General features: G+C 63.9%; 16 protein-coding genes and 1 tRNA gene. 8 read left to right on the top strand and 9 right to left on the bottom strand.

Translation table 11 applies throughout. The annotated features are described in order from the left end of the window. Window positions 1-143: 143 nt before the first annotated feature. The 3 genes from ACO056_RS08040 to ACO056_RS08030 are packed head-to-tail and all read left to right on the top strand — an operon-like array spanning window position 144 to window position 1,341. Window positions 144-707, top strand: coding sequence for a recombinase family protein (locus ACO056_RS08040; protein WP_421854379.1), 564 nt, complete (start codon window positions 144-146; stop codon window positions 705-707). After that, on the top strand, window positions 704-904 hold the full coding sequence (locus tag ACO056_RS08035; RefSeq protein WP_421854376.1) for a hypothetical protein: 201 nt from the start codon (window positions 704-706) through the stop codon (window positions 902-904). The genes ACO056_RS08040 and ACO056_RS08035 overlap by 4 nt, the downstream gene beginning before the upstream one ends. Beyond that, a complete protein-coding gene (locus ACO056_RS08030; RefSeq protein ID WP_421854373.1) occupies window positions 901-1,341 on the top strand; it encodes a hypothetical protein in 441 nt (146 codons plus the stop codon). Before ACO056_RS08035 ends, ACO056_RS08030 begins: the two co-directional genes overlap by 4 nt. Before the next feature lie 190 nt (window positions 1,342-1,531). Here the strand turns inward: ACO056_RS08030 and ACO056_RS08025 are convergent, their stop codons facing one another. Together ACO056_RS08025 and ACO056_RS08020 are read right to left on the bottom strand one after the other, a co-directional pair. Beyond that, window positions 1,532-2,965 carry a hypothetical protein gene (locus ACO056_RS08025; RefSeq protein WP_421854370.1) on the bottom strand — a complete coding sequence of 478 codons (1,434 nt, stop codon included), beginning with the start codon at window positions 2,963-2,965 and terminating at the stop codon, window positions 1,532-1,534. 93 nt (window positions 2,966-3,058) lie between these two features. Beyond that, window positions 3,059-3,262 (bottom strand): helix-turn-helix domain-containing protein, encoded by a 204-nt coding sequence (locus ACO056_RS08020; protein ID WP_421854367.1) that lies wholly within the window; start codon window positions 3,260-3,262, stop codon window positions 3,059-3,061. 110 nt (window positions 3,263-3,372) lie between these two features. On the opposite strand from ACO056_RS08020, the gene ACO056_RS08015 reads away from it, so the two are divergent. Next, on the top strand, window positions 3,373-4,179 hold the full coding sequence (locus tag ACO056_RS08015) for a hypothetical protein (protein WP_421854364.1): 807 nt from the start codon (window positions 3,373-3,375) through the stop codon (window positions 4,177-4,179). Between the two features lie 104 nt (window positions 4,180-4,283). On the opposite strand, the gene ACO056_RS08010 is transcribed toward ACO056_RS08015, so the two are convergent. The 3 genes from ACO056_RS08010 to ACO056_RS08000 form a co-directional block, all read right to left on the bottom strand. Continuing rightward, on the bottom strand, window positions 4,284-4,499 hold the full coding sequence (locus tag ACO056_RS08010; protein WP_421854361.1) for a hypothetical protein: 216 nt from the start codon (window positions 4,497-4,499) through the stop codon (window positions 4,284-4,286). Between the two features lie 488 nt (window positions 4,500-4,987). Beyond that, window positions 4,988-6,391 carry a succinylglutamate-semialdehyde dehydrogenase gene (astD, locus tag ACO056_RS08005; protein WP_421854358.1) on the bottom strand — a complete coding sequence of 468 codons (1,404 nt, stop codon included), beginning with the start codon at window positions 6,389-6,391 and terminating at the stop codon, window positions 4,988-4,990. Between the two features lie 83 nt (window positions 6,392-6,474). After that, on the bottom strand, window positions 6,475-6,678 hold the full coding sequence (locus ACO056_RS08000) for a hypothetical protein (protein ID WP_421854356.1): 204 nt from the start codon (window positions 6,676-6,678) through the stop codon (window positions 6,475-6,477). A 165-nt stretch (window positions 6,679-6,843) separates the two neighbouring features. Here ACO056_RS08000 and ACO056_RS07995 point away from each other — a divergent pair. Next, window positions 6,844-6,920: transfer RNA gene (locus tag ACO056_RS07995), tRNA-Pro, on the top strand. 48 nt (window positions 6,921-6,968) lie between these two features. Here ACO056_RS07995 and ACO056_RS07990 read toward each other — a convergent pair. Further along, complete coding sequence (locus tag ACO056_RS07990; RefSeq protein WP_421855385.1) at window positions 6,969-7,667, bottom strand: spermidine synthase; 699 nt, start codon at window positions 7,665-7,667, stop codon at window positions 6,969-6,971. A 30-nt stretch (window positions 7,668-7,697) separates the two neighbouring features. Next, on the bottom strand, window positions 7,698-8,006 hold the full coding sequence (locus ACO056_RS07985) for a DUF6481 family protein (RefSeq protein ID WP_421854353.1): 309 nt from the start codon (window positions 8,004-8,006) through the stop codon (window positions 7,698-7,700). A gap of 297 nt (window positions 8,007-8,303) precedes the next feature. On the opposite strand from ACO056_RS07985, the gene ACO056_RS07980 reads away from it, so the two are divergent. Continuing rightward, window positions 8,304-9,464, top strand: coding sequence for a hypothetical protein (locus ACO056_RS07980; protein ID WP_421854350.1), 1,161 nt, complete (start codon window positions 8,304-8,306; stop codon window positions 9,462-9,464). Here the strand turns inward: ACO056_RS07980 and ACO056_RS07975 are convergent. Both ACO056_RS07975 and ACO056_RS07970 read right to left on the bottom strand, forming a co-directional pair. Continuing rightward, window positions 9,449-11,188 carry an NAD(P)-binding domain-containing protein gene (locus tag ACO056_RS07975; protein WP_421854347.1) on the bottom strand — a complete coding sequence of 580 codons (1,740 nt, stop codon included), beginning with the start codon at window positions 11,186-11,188 and terminating at the stop codon, window positions 9,449-9,451. The genes ACO056_RS07980 and ACO056_RS07975 overlap by 16 nt on opposite strands. A 36-nt stretch (window positions 11,189-11,224) precedes the next feature. Continuing rightward, the gene (locus ACO056_RS07970; RefSeq protein ID WP_421854344.1) at window positions 11,225-13,492 is read right to left on the bottom strand and encodes a TonB-dependent receptor; all 2,268 of its coding nucleotides are present in this window, start codon (window positions 13,490-13,492) and stop codon (window positions 11,225-11,227) included. A gap of 166 nt (window positions 13,493-13,658) precedes the next feature. On the opposite strand from ACO056_RS07970, the gene ACO056_RS07965 reads away from it, so the two are divergent. Together ACO056_RS07965 and ACO056_RS07960 are read left to right on the top strand one after the other, a co-directional pair. After that, window positions 13,659-14,336 (top strand): TetR/AcrR family transcriptional regulator, encoded by a 678-nt coding sequence (locus ACO056_RS07965; protein WP_421854341.1) that lies wholly within the window; start codon window positions 13,659-13,661, stop codon window positions 14,334-14,336. Between the two features lie 20 nt (window positions 14,337-14,356). Further along, entirely contained in the window at window positions 14,357-15,652 is a 1,296-nt protein-coding gene (locus ACO056_RS07960; RefSeq protein WP_421854338.1) for an aminotransferase class III-fold pyridoxal phosphate-dependent enzyme, read from the top strand. Window positions 15,653-15,732 lie beyond the last annotated feature (80 nt).

Below are 15,732 nucleotides of genomic sequence, written 5' to 3'. Positions count from 1 at the left end.
CCGGACAGCCGGTAACGCGGTGGCGATATGATGCGTCTGGACCAGCCCGCCGCGCGCCGCCGCTTGACAAAAAATCTCATTATTTCCGTGACTTACAGGCCCTCTGATGGCAATGTTTCCTTGGAAAAACCGAGGAGGATCAGATGCTTATCGGCTACCGGCGTAGCTCCACCAGCGAACAGGTCGCGGGGTATGAAGCCCAAGGGGCGGCGCTGCGGGCAACGGGGTGCACCAAGATATTCGGGGAGATGGTTTCGTCGGTCGCGCAGCGCGATCAGCTTGCCGCTGCGCTGGAATGGTGCCGGGAGGGTGACACGCTCGTTGTCACCCGCCTTGACCGTCTCGCGCGCAGCACCGCCCACCTGCTGGCCATCGTGGCTGATCTGGAGGGCAAGAAGGTTGCCCTGCGCATCCTGGACTTCGGCGGCACCGAGGTGGACACGAAATCGCCGTCAGGGCGGATGCTGCTGACGATGTTTGCGGCTGTTGCGGAGTTTGAGCGCGCCGTGATGCTGGAGCGGCAGCGTGCCGGGATCGCCCGCGCCAAGAGCGAAGGCCGATATCGGGGCCGTGCGCCGACAGCCCGCCGCCTAGCGCCGCAGGTCTGCGAGTTGCGCGCCTCCGGCTTGGGCGCGAGCGCCATTGCCGAACGCCTTGGGATCAGCCGGGCATCCGTGCACAGGATCATGTCGGAGGCCGCAGCATGAGCAAGGCAATCCCGCGCCGGTTCGCCGACATCACCGCCAAGCTGGAGGACCTCCATGCGGTCGCGGTCGAAGGGCAGCGCGCCGACAACGCAGCCGACATGCAGGAAGTCCTACTCATCCAGTTGCGATCTGGCATCGCCGCGCTCGATGCAACCATGCGCACCATGGCAAAGTCGCTGAAGGGGGCAAGGCCATGAGCGATGACGGCTGGCTGATCGGCTACAACGGATTTCGCTACAAGCAGGGCTACTCGGTCATCCCGATCCAGAATGATGCACTGCGCCGGGGCCTCATCACCCGGCCCACCATGTGCAGCATCTGCCGCGATGGCCGCACCGAGCGACCGAAGGGGCGCGACTACCGCTTCCTGCACCTTGAGGACTACTCGCAGCCGCTGGCGATCTACCCGTGCTGTAAGCGTTGCCACGCGGCATTGCATGCCCGGTTCCACGATCCGGAACGCTGGCAGCGCCTTCTCGCCCGGTATGGCAGGCCCGGCGATTGGGCCTCGCTACTCTCACTCGATCCGGCGTCGCAGCTTCGGCCCTTCGCCGAGACCTATCCGTACGGCCTGCCTCCCCCGCCGCCAGAGAGCGAAGCCGTGCAACCCAGCCTGTTCGATTTTTCTAGGTAGAGACACCACATCCGGGATTGCTCGCCTGCCACACGTCCCAATGCATGCAGCTTCTGCGCCCGCTTCGTGGACATGCGGCGCAGACAGAGCGGTAGAGCGCGTCATTGTCGCAGCGTGCTCCGAGTTGCCCGCCACCTGCGTTTCGCGTGCATCAGCGACCGTTTGCGGCATCCGTGGGACAAGCTGACGTTTAAGCCGCCTCGCTCTCGGCTCCCGCAGCAGTAGCAAGCAATTGCCAACACCGACCTATTTCATCCAAAAGGCGCTTGCGACGCTGCTCATGGGCAGCCCCGTATTCGGGAACTATTTCTAAGACCTCATACCGCCGCCCGTGTAAGAGCATCGCGAATATGACGTCGCGCGACGCCTCGCTTAAATAGTCTGGCGTCGCATGAAGTAGATAGCGGGCGCTGGACAGCTTGGCCCGTTGCAATGCCTCTGCCATCTCGCGTCCCTGCCATCGGGGATAGGCGCGATGGTAAGACGCAACCTTGCGGTGCGCTTTGACAATTTGGTCAAGGCTGGGACATTCATCAACGTCCAGCAGCATTTCATGGTAAAGCCGGTCCGGTGACGGCTGCCATGAGAAATCGCCGTGCTGATCGACTGTTCCGAACTGACCGATGAACGAAACACCTGCTGCGAAGCCGCCGCCTTCGGAGGTCCCGACCGTCAAAAGATGTCCGCGCTCCTTGACCCTCAACCTCAATGACCCACAGGCTGGCGTCGCTGCCACGTCCCGTAGCTGATCCGCTCTCGCATCGGCTTCCTGCTCTGAACGTCCGAGGACGAGCAGATTGTCAGCGTAGGTAATGACGTCGAGATCAAAGTCGATCTCGTGGGCGGCCAGCAGTCGGCCTATCATTACCTCGCCCACAATGGGGGACGACGCGGCACCTAGCGGGATGCCTTGTGTGTCATTGAGGGGAGGAGGCACCATCCCAAGCGGTATGGTAGTGTCGGACAATGTGCCGATAGCATCGGACGAAGTTCGGGCACCAGTCCGTATGCTCTCATCGAAGATCACATGACGGACAACCGCTTCCGGCAATGGCCGCAGCGCATCGACCAAGGACGTGAGTGTGATGTTGCCGTAGAACCCGGTTGCGTCGAGTTCCACAGCGTGTGTCATTCCACGTCTGTAGGCCGCTTCGACAGCCGAGAGGGCCGCCGGTATCCCGCCGCGAAGCAGAAACTGATTTTCGCGGGGAGGATGGAGAGCGCGGACTACATCCGCGACTAAAATCTGGTGCGCACGCTTGACGGGACCAAACGACTGCACGGCTCGCATCTGTCTGCCTGCCGGTATCCAGTGCCGCCTTACATGCTCGCTACAAGGCGAGAACGGGTCTAGCGCGTCCGCGATGGTGGCAATCGTGTCGGCGGTAGCCTCGCCGATGCGCTTGGCCTTGAGTAGGCCCATGTACGCATAAAGTTGCCGGAACCGGCTGCCGTGCAACACTTGCCGAACTAAAGCGCGCTGCTTTCGCCGTTCGGTTCCGCCAATCCGCGCCATGGCCTGATCACGCCACGCCCGAAGTTGTGGCAACCGGGCGACAAACTCGGGATTGCGTATCTGGAAGCGTTGATACGGCCCGGCGTTCGCAGGGATGATCGACGCCAACGGCGTAGGTCTGATCTCTGCGCGCGGTGCTGATCCCATCCGAACGGATTGTCAGAACATCCTTACGATCCAATAAACAGGCTAGCAGAGGTGTTAGTCGAGCAGACTACCCGGCGTCACGCCGAGCACCATGGCCAGCTTCTCGACCACAGTGATCGATGGGTTCCGCGTCCCTCTTTCGATGTCGCTCGCGTACGTGCGATGCAAACCCGCGCGCCCGGCAAGCTCCTCCTGCGACAGACCCAAGGCTGTGCGAAGGGTCCGCACATTGCGGCCAAGGCGATGGCGTATGTCCACGCCGCCAATCCGCCTCGATGTAGACTATCCGTCTACAGACTATCGTCTACACATCCTTTACTCACGTGGGTTATTCTCGCTCCAAGATACGATAGCCAAGGAGCGACAGGGTGAGTGAGCAGCAGAACGCCGAGGTTGTTTCCGGCACCAGTGCAAGGATTAGGTGGGGCGAGATACTCATCGCTGTTGCGGTGCTTGGTGGCGTTGTGAAGGCAGTCTCGCAGCAAACCGGCAATCCATCTGGTCCTGTCGCAGCGCAGAAAGCCTCGCCACCAGAGGACAAACTGACGGCGATGAACTCGAAGCTCGCCCCGGACGTCGCGGCCCCTCTAGACGGGTCATACGATCCCGAGGGGCAGGCCAAGCTCGGCAAGCGGGTTTGGGCCGTTTCAAACGATCTGCGGCGCTGGGCGGCTCTCGCTGCGGCTGAAAGCGATAGCTGTGATCGGGTCGTGGCTGTTACCAACTGGAAGAATGCCACCCGGACAAACCTGCTCTGGCGGGTGGGTTGCGCGAACGGCGAGGTGTTTATCATCCCCGAGCAGCAAGCGCGCAGCGTGAAGGCGCAGTACGATCCGAAAGCCACCACGGAGGACCGGAAGAAATACGCCAGCCTTGTCATGGTGGCCCGTCCCGTCAGTGCAGAATGGGCGGCTTTCAGCGAACCCTCGGCTGCGGCGACCTGTGACGAAATGATGAAGCAGGCCGCTGTGGACCGGACCTCCTATGATAGCGATTGGGGTAAGTCCGTCACGAGGGACGAAGAAAGCGGCACTGCAACGATAGTGCGCGACTACAGCGCGGGTAACGCCCTCGGTGGCAAACTCTCCGGCACATACCGGTGCGTCGTAAGGGTGGATGGCTCCATCATCAGCCTAAAGGCTCGCGATGCGATGGGGCTGCACGTGGTTCTCTAGGTGGCGTGGACAAATTATACGGCTTGCGAAGTGACCGAGTTCGGGTGGGAAGCGGACGTTATGCATCTGTCAAACGGGGTGTTTCCGCCCTACTCTGCAAGACTTCAATCGTCTCCGACGATGTCGAAGGTCGTTTCCGACCCAAATATTTGCTTAATGTAATCGTCCAAATCGGCGTCACCATTGAAGTGCACCCCTACGTCGACCCGATTCGTCAGATCGTCACCGGTTTCACTGTCGATCACTGACTCGATTTGAAACATGCCGCCCGCTCCCGCTCGTTCGGATGTCTCGTGGTCAAGCGCTACTTCTAAGTGCATCCGTCTATCCTCTTATGTTGCTCACAGGCTGGTGAGCCTGCTGACATTGTGCGGGCAAACCACCCATATAGGGCGGAGAAGCGCGTCTGCAAATGGGCGCAAACGGTCGTTCAAGTTTGTCCGCGCGGCCTAGGTTCCTGACGAACAGACTGCCCGGCTTGCAACCCAGCACTAAAGCTCGACGCTTAGCGGTAGCCATCCGGTGACCGGCGGGCATGGCTTGTGGTGGCAAATACGCACCATCATTGCGGACAGCAACGGCGGAATTGCGTCAGTCTCTTAGCTAGCTTGCGATGGCACAATTGACATCAAATTAGCTGTTTGACGTGGTCCTAAATGTGGTCCTATCTTGCAACCCGTTGCATCAATAACTGCCTGAAAAATATGCCGCTTAGACTTGTAGTGGGCCTTCCTGCCGGGCCCACCAACCTCAAGTGCACTTCAGGTGTACCGGCAAAGCCCCAGAAAGGCAGGGCAGACGGAAAGTCTCAGCCCCGCAGCCCCGTCAGCGCCGCCGGAGCAATCGCCGGGCTTTCCAGGCTCGCCACCGGCCAGGCGCAATAATCTGCGGCGTAATAGGCGCTCGGGCGGTGGTTGCCAGAAATCCCCACACCGCCAAACGGCGCCGAAGAGGCCGCGCCGTTGGTCGGGCGGTTCCAGTTGACCACGCCTGCGCGGCTGGCCGCCCAGAAGCGGCGATAGAGCGCCTCGTCGCCGCCGATCAGGCTTGCGGCAAGGCCGAAGCGCGTGGCGTTGGCGGCAGCCATGGCCGCGTCGAAATCGGCCACGCGGATCACTTGCAGCACCGGGCCGAAGATCTCTTCGTCGGGCACCGCGAGCCCCGTCACGTCGATCATCGCGGGCGATAGCAGCGGCGTGCCCTCACGCACGCGCTGCAGCGGGCGGATCACCGTACCGCCCATCGCCACGAGCGCGTCCCACGCCTTCTCGACGCGCGCCGCCGCGTTCATGTCGACCACCGGGCCCATGAACGGCGCTGGCTCGTCGAACGGTCCGCCCACAATGATCCGGTCCGCCATGGCCCCGATCGCAGCGATCAGCGCATCGCCGTCCGGCCCCACGATCAGCCGCCGCGCGCACGTGCAGCGCTGGCCGGCCGAGAGGAACGCCGATTGCACGACGAGTGATGCGGCGGCTTCCACATCCGCTGCAGCAATATCCCAGGCGATCAGCGGGTTGTTACCGCCCGTTTCTATGGCAAGGATCCGGTCGGGCCGCGCTGCAAACGCCTGATGCAGGGCGAGGCCAGTGGTAGAGGAGCCGGTGAACAGCAGCCCGTCGAGTTCTGGATGGGCCGCCAGAGCGCGCCCGGTATCGGCACGCCCCTGCGTCACCACCAGCACGCCCTCGGGCAGCCCTGCCTTCGCCCACAGGTCCGCCATGAAGGCACCCGAAGCGGGCGTCAGTTCCGATGGCTTGAACACCACCGCGTTGCCCGCCAGCAGCGCCGGCACGATATGACCGTTGGGCAGGTGCGCGGGGAAATTATAGGGCCCCAGCACCGCAAGCACGCCGTGCGGCTTGTGGCGCAAGGCTTGCGGCACGCCCGCCGCCTCGCCATGGCGCTCGCCCGCGCGCTCGGCCTGCGCGGTGATCGAGATGGCGACTTTGGCTGCCACGGTGCCGACTTCGGTGCGGGCTTCCCACAGCGGCTTGCCCGTCTCGCGCGCGATCACGGCCGCAAAGTCCTCGGCGTTAGCCTTGACCATTTCGGCATAGCGTTCTGCCACTGCGATACGCTCGGCCAGCGGGCGCAGCGCCCAGGCCCCTTGCGCGGCGCGTGCCGACTTGACCGCCGCATCGACATCCGCGTCCTCCCCCTGCCACAGCACTTCGCCGGTCATGGGGTTGGTGGAAGTCCAGCTTGTCATCGTCGCTCCTCGCCCGCGCGGGCATGGCAGTATTACCCGACGCCCAGTTGGGGTCAGGCCGCGCGAAGGTCAACCGCTCCGTTTCAATCCTTGTGCTTGGTCGTCTCATCCCGCGGCGCGCGCTTGCTGCCCTTGCGGCTCACCCAGCGGCCATCGCCGCCCTTTTCAAGGGCTTGCCCGCAAAAGCGGCAAGGCCCGATCTTGAGATGCCCCTCGTATTCCACCGCACGGCGAGAGGGCGCATGCCGCCCGATCGCACACCCGATCCGCTTCAGCAGCGCCACCATGTTCAGGGAAACTCCGTTACTGCCGATCCCACCATACCGATCGGTAGAAAACTATGCTTGGCATAGATATGTGAAACCAACAATAATCGTCTTACCAACATGGGGCGCCCAGCCCACGATTGCGCCTTGCCGCACTCGCCGCGCTTGCTTAAGGGCAAAGCCAGTCGGGGAGTAGCGCAGCCTGGTAGCGCATCTGCTTTGGGAGCAGAGGGTCGCAAGTTCGAATCTTGTCTCCCCGACCAATCTGTCCTCGGCTGTCGGACCCGCACGAGTGCGTCCGCCGCACTTCGTTACCTGCGCTTGACTGCCATTATGATCACGTGCCGTTCGCTTTGCCCGGTCGGGGACGACTCCGGGCCTCGATCGGTTTCGATCGCCGTGACGGCGAAGCCGCTGCGGGCGAGTGTTCCGGCAAATCTGTCGTCGTGAGACGCAGACCAGACGCCGAGTATTCCGCCCTCCTTCAACGCAGACCGCGCGGCCGCTAACCCTTCCGGGGAATAGAGCCAATCATTCGCCCCGCGCGTGAGGCCTTCTGGTCCGTTGTCGACGTCGAGCAGGATGCAATCGTAACCTTGCGCCGCGGATTCAATCAAGAATGCAACGTCGTGCTGCACCAGTTGGACGCGCGGATCATCGAGACACCCATCGGTGATGCGCGCCATGGGCCCTTTCGCCCACTCGACGATCTTCGGCACGATTTCCGCAACTGTCACTTCAGCATCGCCGCCGAGCGCCCGGAGAGCGGATCTCAGCGTGTAACCCATGCCGTAGCCGCCGATGAGCATGTGAACCGGGTAGCGACTGCCGAGTTCTGCGCACACCGCGCTGGCGAGAACACCTTCCGAGGCCGAAAGGTCTGTGCTCATCAACTCATTGTCATCGAGCAGGATCGCGAAATCAGTTCCACTCCGGATGAGGCGGAGCCTGCTCCCGTCCGGAACGAATGCGGTGTCGACGAGGTGCTCGCCGACATTCAAGGCGGACATGCCGCTGGCGTTGGCAGGATGCTTCAAGCGCTACTTCTTGCGTGCCTTGCGGGCCGCATACTTTGCGTCCCGCGCCGCCTTGCGCTCGGCATCGGTAAGAGCAGGCGTGACCTTGGCAGCGCGATCGGCCTTCTCGGCAAGTTCCTGCGCCTTTTTCGCGGCCAGCAATGCGCGCTTTTCGGCCTGCATTTGCTCACGCGCCTCGGCCGCGGCAATGCGTTCGGCCTGTGCTGCGGGATCGAGCGGGGTTCGTGCCTTTAGCTTTGCGAGTGCCTGTTCTCGCGCCGACGCTGCCGCCGCGCGCCGGGCTTCCAGCCCGGGTTCCTTGTAACCTGCCATAAACGGGATCGTCTCCGAATGGGGGCGCTTGCTTTTCCGTGCGATGGGATCGCAATCCGCCAGGATGCATGTGGTGGCGAGCGACGCCTACGCCTGAGAGGTTATCCGGCGTGGCGGCGTGGCTGCACCGACATCGCGGCCCCCTACGCCGTGTCGCGGCTTATGTCACGAATTGTTGTTCAACAGGATCGAAACGATGTGCGCGCAGCGCGAAAGCCGGGCGCGCCAGGGCGTCGCTTGACTTACCCTGCCCCGCATCCAATAAACCGGATAATTATCGGATCATCGGGGAATGGCATGGCGGCGCAGCAGGAACCAACCGGCCCCGCGCCCTCTCGCCTCGGGCTTGGCGCGTCCCTTCTGATCGGCGCTGCAGGGCTTCTCGTTCTTGGTGTCCAGCCGCTGCTTTATGGCGGCTATGTGCATGAAGGGCGGATCGGGGAAGCCAGCCTCGGCCTGCTTGCGGCTATCGAAATCGCGGCAATTGCGCTCGGCAGTGCCGGGGGAATTGCGCTGCTGGCGCGGGTGCCCGCGCGGATGGTGGCGCTGATCGGCATCGCCGTCACGATTGCGGCGAACCTGCTCCCCGTGATGGTGCCGCTGCTCCTCTCCCGCGCGATCTCTGGCGCAGGTGGCGGATTGCTCGTCGGTGTGGCGGCTGGCGCCATCGCCAGGGCCAAGGGCCTCAACGCCGCGGCCGCCGCGTTCCTGTTCCTTCAGGCAGCGAGCCAATATGCCATCCTGCAATGGTTCGCGAGCGCCGCCGCGCCCGGTTCGGCGGCCGATGTGCAGCACGCGCTGGCCCTGATCGCCGCGCTCGTTGCACTGGCTCTGCCGCTGGTCCCGACGAAGCTGGCCCCCGCAGCCCATGCCGAAGGCACCGCAAGCAAGGGCGCCATCCCGCTTTCCGGCTGGATTGGCCTCACCGCCTCGGCGCTGCTGGTCGGCGCGGTTGTCGGCATCTGGGCCTACATGGGGCTCTGGCTGGAATCGCGCGGCATCGCGCCCGAACGCATCGCGCCCATGCTCACAGCCTCGATGGTCGGGCAGATGGCGGGCGCAGGGGTCGCCATTGCGGTGGGCGAGCGCGGCCATGCCGGCCTGAAAGCGGTGGTCACCGGCCTTGCCCTCATCCTCATCGTCGCGCTGCTGTTCCTGCGCGGCGCAGACGGGACAGTCGGCTGGAGCCTCGTCGTCGGCTATGGCTTCGTGTGGATGGTCCTGACGCCTGCGTTGACCGGCTTCCTGCTCGAAGCCGATCCCACGCGCCGCAGCCTGCCATTTGCTGCCACGGCGCAACTTATGGGTGCGGCGATCCTGCCTACGGCGGCGGGCATGCTGATCGAAGCGGGCGGCCTCGATACCGTGCTGTTTGCCTGCTCGGCCGCCGTCATTCTCGGCCTCGTGCTGATCGGTGCGGCGCTCGGCCTCAGGCCCCGGCTTCAGGCGGCGACGTAAGGTTCGACTGGCAGGCCCTCGTACCGCGCCTTGAGCTGCAGACCGAGATACTGCGAATAGCTGCGCGCCATCGCGAGGTTCCCCGCCATGAACCACAGCCCCGGCTCCGGTGTCGGTTTCCACAGGTTCTTCATCTCGCCTTCCCATGGGCCGGGATCGCCGGGGAATCCGGAGCCATAGCCCCAGGTCTTGCCGATGCGCTCCGCCACTTCCGGATTGATCAGCCGCGAGACCCACTGCTTCATGTCGCCAAATCCGGTCGCGTAGATGATGCGGTCGGCCCGCTCATGGCTCCCGTCAGACAGCACCAGGCCGTCCTGGACGATCCGCTCGATGCTGACGCCCGAACGCACCTTGATGCGCCCGTCCGCGACCATGTCGGAAGCGCCGACATCGACGTAGTAGCCCGAGGACGTGCGCTGGAACTTCATTGCGATGCCGGTGCCGTCCGGCCCGAAATCGATCTGGAAACCCGCATCGGTCAGCCGCTTGTAGAACGGCGCCTCATCGATCTGGATCTGGTCCCACGCCGCCTTGTTGACCTTCTCCGACAGGCGGAACGGCACCGATGCGCCGAGCAGATCGGCCTTGTCGGTCGTCAGCCCGGCTTCGAAGACTTCCTGCGAATAGGCCCCGCCGAGCATCTTTTCCATGTTGCTCTGGCGCACGATCAGCGTGGAGGAGCGCTGGATCATCACCGGTTCGGCGCCGTGGCTGACGAGATCGGCGCAGATATCGTGCGCGGAGTTGTTCGCGCCGACCACGATCACGCGCTGGCCGGCCAGCCCCTCGCCGCCCGCATGCGCGCTCGAATGGCACTGGTGGCCCTTGAAGCTCTCCTGCCCCGGAAACTCGGGCGTGATCGCAAAGCCCGCATTGCCCACCGCCATCACCACATGCTCTGGCGACAGCGTCACCGGCTTGCCATCGCGCTCCAGCGCAACCTGCCACTTGCCCGTCACGGGATCGCGCGAGATGCCCTTGCATTCCGTGCTGGTCCATACGCCCAGCTCCATGATCCCGGCATAGTATTCCAGCCAGTCGCCCATTTTCTGCTTGGGCGTGTAGACCGGCCAGTGATCGGGGAACGGCACGTAGGGCATGTGATCGTACCACACCGGATCGTGCAGCAGCAGCGACTTGTAGCGCGAACGCCACTGGTCCCCCACGCGCGGGTACTTGTCGACGAGCAGACACGGCACGCCCAGCATCTTGAGCCGCGCGCCGAGCGCGAGGCCGCCCTGCCCCGCGCCGATCACCAGCACATAAGGCGGATTGGTCTCGCTCCACTGCTCGACATCGTCGTGGCGCACGTCTTCCCAGGTGCGCTGGCCGGTCTCGTCCACCACGCCCGAATGGCGGCGGCCGCGCAGCGGTTCCTCGAAGCCCTTGAGTTCCTTGAGCGCGGTCAGCAGCGTGAAGCACTGCTCACCCATCAGCCGAACATAGCCTTCGCCGCGCCCCAGCGCCGTCTCGAAGGTGATGAAGCCTTCGCTCGCACCGGCGGGCGCATCGCTGGCAAAGCCGCCAATACCGGAGCCAGCGGCACGTGCATTGGCGAACGTGGTGATCGCCTCGGTCCCCTCATGCGTCGCCAGTGTCCAGCCGAGCGCCAGATAATCGCGCCACAGGCCTTCGGGCAGGAACAGGCCCGCCACCGCAGCGCCATCACCGCTGTCCAGCGCCGCGCCAAACTTCTCAAGCCAGCCATGTACGTCAAGCATCAGGAAACGCTGCCTTTTCTTGTTCTACCCTGCCGCTCAGAAATGCGCGACAAGCTGCACCCCGAAGGTCCGCGGATCGTTGTAGTTGATCTGGTCCTGCGTGATGACTGGCGCAATTGAGGAGATGTAGCGCGCAGAATTGAGGTTCTTCACCCATAGCGCAACCTCATAGGCCTTCGTGGGCGATTGCCAGCCCAGCCGGGCATTGATCTGCCCATGCGCGCGCACCTCGGTATTGGCGGCATTGTCCGGAAACAGTGCGATCGAGGAGACATACGTGCCGTCCACCCGAGCGCGGAGGGAACCGGAACTGCCCAGCGGCACCGTCCAGTTCACCCCGCCCGAGAACGCGAACCTGGGCGCGTTGACCAGCCGGTTGCCCGAATAGCTCACCCCGCCGAGCGCCGCGAACTTCTTGTATTCGCTGTGCATGAACGTCGCCGCAGCAAAGAGATCGAGATTGCGGGTCGGCCGCAAGGTCAGTTCAGCCTCGAGCCCGTAGATCTCGGCATTGCCCGCGTTGAGCTTGCGCTGCACCGGGATCGGCCCGGTTAGGTCAAACACGAAGACCTGCAGATCGCGGTAATCGTAGTAGAAGGCCGAGGTATTGAAGCGCACTTTCCGGTCGAGGAATTCGGTCTTCAGGCCCACTTCGTAGGCGTAGAGCTTCTCCGAATTGAACGGCGCCAGCTGCAGCGGATCGGTCGAGGCGCCGCCCGCAAACCCGCCGCTGTTGTAGCCCTTGGAAAATGAGGCATAGACCAGTGTATCGCCCGTCTTGTAGTTTAGCGCGCCGCGCCACGAGAGGTCGCGGAAGGTCTTGGCACCGTTGAAATCAAGCAGCGGCAGCGTGACGTCCGAGTAGGCCTTCACTGGCACCACGCCCCCGATCGCATCGAACAGGCTGTGGTAGTCCATGCTGATCCGGTCGCTCGACCAGCGCAGGCCGACCGTCGCGGTGAGCTTGTCGGTCAGCTTGTAGTCCGCCTGCCCGAACAGCGCGAAGCTGCGCGTCCGCTGGGTATAGGGATAGCGCAGCAGCCCCAGCGAATTGACCGGATCGAACGTGCCGAGAAGATTATTGGGATCGCGCAGGGACCGCAGCAAATCGAAGCTGCTGTCTGTCGCGAGCCGGTCATGGAAATAGTAGGCACCCACGATCCAGTTGAGCTTCTTGTCGCCCGTCGATTGCAGGCGCAGTTCCTCGCTCCACTGGCGCGGGCGGTCCTCGTAATAAGCCACCACGAAGTCGTTGGGGCTGGCGTCGGTATCCTCCAGCGTCGCGCGGTTGACTTGCTCATAAGCGGTGATCGAGGTCAGCTGCACCCCGCCGAAATCGACCTGACCCAGAAGCGAGGCGCCGAACACGCCAATCCGCTCCTTGCCCTCGACATTGTAGTCGCCAGCATAGACGTTGTTGTCCGTATCCGCGTAGCCGAAGGCATCGGTGGGCGTGCCATCGGGTAGCTGGGCCGGGTTCCCGAAGAAATCGACCCCTTGCCCGCGGTGCTGGAACTGGCGCGCGCCGCCGGTGTTGTTGCCGCCGTGGACCGAAAGCCGCAGCAGTACGTTCGGCGCTGGGGTGAAGTCGGCAATTCCGCGCAGCGCCCAGAGGTTGATGTTGTTGACGTAGTGGCCTGTCACGCGGTTCAGGGTCGTCCCGTCCCGCCGGTTGTAGAAGCCCGCCACGCGCACTTTCAGGAGGTCTTTGACGATGGGCCCGCCGATCCCGCCTTCGAGCTGCACCTCATTGAACCGGCCATAGAGCGCGGAGAAATCGCCGCTTAATTCATCAGTCGGCTTGCGACTTGAAAAGCGGATCGCGCCCGCCGTGGTGTTGCGGCCATAGAGCGTGCCCTGCGGCCCCTTGAGCACTTCGATCCCTTCGGAATCGAACACATTGAACAGCTTGCCCGCGTTCGCGCCGAGAAACACGTCGTCGACATAGACGCCCACCGCGCCCGTGGTGTTCGAGTTGAAATCGCCGATGCCGACGCCGCGGATGAACAGCGATGTGGTCGAAGCCGCAGTGCCCGCCTGCATCGAAAGGCTGGGTACCAGCAAGGTCAGGTCACGCGGATCGCGGATGCCGGTATCGGTGAGCGCATCACCGCTGATCGCCGCAATCGCGATCGGCACGTCCTGCACGTTCTGCGCGCGGCGCTGCGCGGTGACGACGATTTCAGCGATGCCATCGCCCTTGGCTGGCGGCGCGGCTTCTTCCGCAAGGGCGGGCGCGGCGATGATCAGCGCGCTCCCCGCAAGCAGTATCCCGAGGCACCGGTTCCGAATGGCCTGCCGCATCGTTATCTCCCCGCATCGGCTTTGCGGTGCGTCCCGCAAGCCCTGATCCCCATGGCGAGCGAAGCTGCCGCGCAAGGGCCGGGGGCGTCAAGTTGAATCTGATATAAGTTCGGATTTTTATCTGAAAATGGTTGAACCGCGCAAAATCGGCGCTAGGCTTGGCGGCATGGTTACGATCATTCCCCGGCCCGCGGCAGGCGGCTCTGCCGAAAGGGTTCGTCTTCCGCGCCAGAAGCGCAGCCAGCAGCGGTTCGAGGCCATCCTCGATTCCGCCGATCGCCTGCTCGAAACGCTCGAGCCTGCGCAGATCAGCATCTACACGCTGGCCGAAGAGGCGGGCCTTTCCGCCCCTTCCATCTACCATTTCTTTCCCGATGCAGGGCAAATCTTCGTCGCGCTTGCCGAACGCTACACCCGCGAATTTGTCGCCCTGCTCGACAAGCCCCTGCCCCCCGGCATCCAGTCCTGGCAGGACTACATGTCGGCGCGCTACGCCCACGGCCGTGATCACTACAACGCCCACGCTGCCGCGCGTCGGCTGCTGCTCGGCTCCGGCCTTTCCGCCACGATCCGCGCGCGTGATCTGGAAAACGACCGCGTGCTGGCCGAACGCTCGATGGCCGAACTCAGCCAATTGTTCGAGATCGCCCCCAGCGCCGAACTGATCGAGCGCTTCACCGAACTGCTCGTGATCAACGATGCGATCTGGACGCTGTCGGTCCACCGCCACGGCACGATCACCGACGCCTACGAGGAGCAGGCCCGCCGCGCGCGCGAGGCTTATGCCCGTACTTTCCTGCCCGAATGCCTGCCGCTGCGCATCAGCGCAGAACAAGCCGCCTGAACCATAAGAGGGAGAGCCCGATGACCAGCCCGCACCTTGGCAACGCCGCCGACCAGTCCCTCCGCGAGCGCGCGATGAAAGTCGTGCCGGGCGGCATGTACGGCCACGAGGCGACGACGCTGCTCCCCGCGTCCTACCCGCAATTTTTCAGCCGCGGCGAAGGCGCCTATATCTGGGATGTCGATGGCAATCGCTACCTCGATTTCATGTGCGCCTATGGCCCTAACCTCCTCGGCTACAACGACCGGCGCGTGAACGATGTCGCTGTCGCGCAGCTTGCCTTGGGCGATACGATGACCGGCCCCAGCGCCCATTTCGTCGATCTCGCCGAAGCCCTTGTCGGCATGGTCAACCACGCCGATTGGGCGATGTTCTGCAAGAACGGCACCGACGCCACGACCATGGCGATGACCACTGCCCGCGCGCAGACCGGCAAGCGCCGCGTGCTCGTGGCGGAAGGCGCCTATCACGGTGCCGCGCCGTGGTGCACGCCGATGCCCGCCGGTATCGTCCCCGAAGAGCGCGCGTTCATTTCCAAATACCAGTTCAACGATATCGCCAGCCTCGAAGCCGCCGTCGCCGCAGCGGGCGATGATCTCGCCGCCATCTTCGCCTCGCCCTTCAAGCACGATGCCTTCATCGATCAGGCGCTGCCCGATCCGGCCTATGCGCGGCGCGCCCGCGAACTCTGCGACGAGTGCGGCGCCATGCTGATCGTCGACGATGTCCGCGCGGGCTTCCGCCTGATCCGCGATTGCAGCTGGGAACTCGTCGGCGTGCGCCCGGACATGAGCTGCTGGGGCAAGTCGTTCGCCAACGGCCACCCGATCTCCGCCCTCCTCGGCAACGACCGCTGCCGCGAGGGTGCGAGCCAGATCTACGTCACCGGCTCGTTCTGGTTTGCCGCCGTGCCGATGGCGGCCGGGGTCGAAACGCTGAAGATCCTGCGCGAGACCGACTACCTCGAAAACTCCGTCCGCCTCGGCACGCTATGGCGCGAAGGCCTCGATGCGCTGGCCGCCAAGCACGGCTTCGCCTTGCGCCAGACCGGCCCGGTGCAGATGCCGCAGATCCTGTTCGACAATGACCCCGACTACCGTGTTGGCTTTGCCTGGGGCGAGGCGATGCTGAAGCGCGGGGTCTACGTCCACCCCTGGCACAACATGTTCTTCTGCGCGGCCATGACTGAGGCGGACATCCAGTTCGCCCTCACCGCTGCCGATGAAGCCTTCGCCGCGGTCAAGGCGCAGCTGGCGACGATCGAACCGCATCCCGTCGTGCTGATGTTCCTCACCGCCATGGCCGGAGCGCACTGACGGTCCGGCCCACCGCAGGCGGGGCGGAGGGGTAAATTCAAGGCTTGGCAAACCCGGCCCATTGCGTCTTATAGCGGCGA

Origin of the sequence: Novosphingobium sp. (assembly GCF_965228995.1) — a bacterium.
Classification (GTDB): domain Bacteria; phylum Pseudomonadota; class Alphaproteobacteria; order Sphingomonadales; family Sphingomonadaceae; genus Novosphingobium.
Note: the sequence above shows the minus strand (reverse complement) of the source record. Positions and strands in the feature narration are given on the sequence as shown.

Bases quoted from the DNA above. Each gene is read 5' to 3' on its own strand.
- ACO056_RS07965 (WP_421854341.1), top strand. From the start codon at position 13,659: ATGGTTACGATCATTCCCCGGCCCGCGGCAGGCGGCTCTGCCGAAAGG.
- ACO056_RS08010 (WP_421854361.1), bottom strand. From the start codon at position 4,499: ATGCACTTAGAAGTAGCGCTTGACCACGAGACATCCGAACGAGCGGGA.
- ACO056_RS07960 (WP_421854338.1), top strand. From the start codon at position 14,357: ATGACCAGCCCGCACCTTGGCAACGCCGCCGACCAGTCCCTCCGCGAG.
- ACO056_RS07970 (WP_421854344.1), bottom strand. From the start codon at position 13,492: ATGCGGCAGGCCATTCGGAACCGGTGCCTCGGGATACTGCTTGCGGGG.
- ACO056_RS07975 (WP_421854347.1), bottom strand. From the start codon at position 11,188: ATGCTTGACGTACATGGCTGGCTTGAGAAGTTTGGCGCGGCGCTGGAC.
- ACO056_RS08000 (WP_421854356.1), bottom strand. From the start codon at position 6,678: ATGGTGGCGCTGCTGAAGCGGATCGGGTGTGCGATCGGGCGGCATGCG.
- astD (WP_421854358.1), bottom strand. From the start codon at position 6,391: ATGACAAGCTGGACTTCCACCAACCCCATGACCGGCGAAGTGCTGTGG.
- ACO056_RS07985 (WP_421854353.1), bottom strand. From the start codon at position 8,006: ATGGCAGGTTACAAGGAACCCGGGCTGGAAGCCCGGCGCGCGGCGGCA.
- ACO056_RS07980 (WP_421854350.1), top strand. From the start codon at position 8,304: ATGGCGGCGCAGCAGGAACCAACCGGCCCCGCGCCCTCTCGCCTCGGG.
- ACO056_RS08030 (WP_421854373.1), top strand. From the start codon at position 901: ATGAGCGATGACGGCTGGCTGATCGGCTACAACGGATTTCGCTACAAG.
- ACO056_RS07990 (WP_421855385.1), bottom strand. From the start codon at position 7,667: ATGTCCGCCTTGAATGTCGGCGAGCACCTCGTCGACACCGCATTCGTT.
- ACO056_RS08040 (WP_421854379.1), top strand. From the start codon at position 144: ATGCTTATCGGCTACCGGCGTAGCTCCACCAGCGAACAGGTCGCGGGG.
- ACO056_RS08035 (WP_421854376.1), top strand. From the start codon at position 704: ATGAGCAAGGCAATCCCGCGCCGGTTCGCCGACATCACCGCCAAGCTG.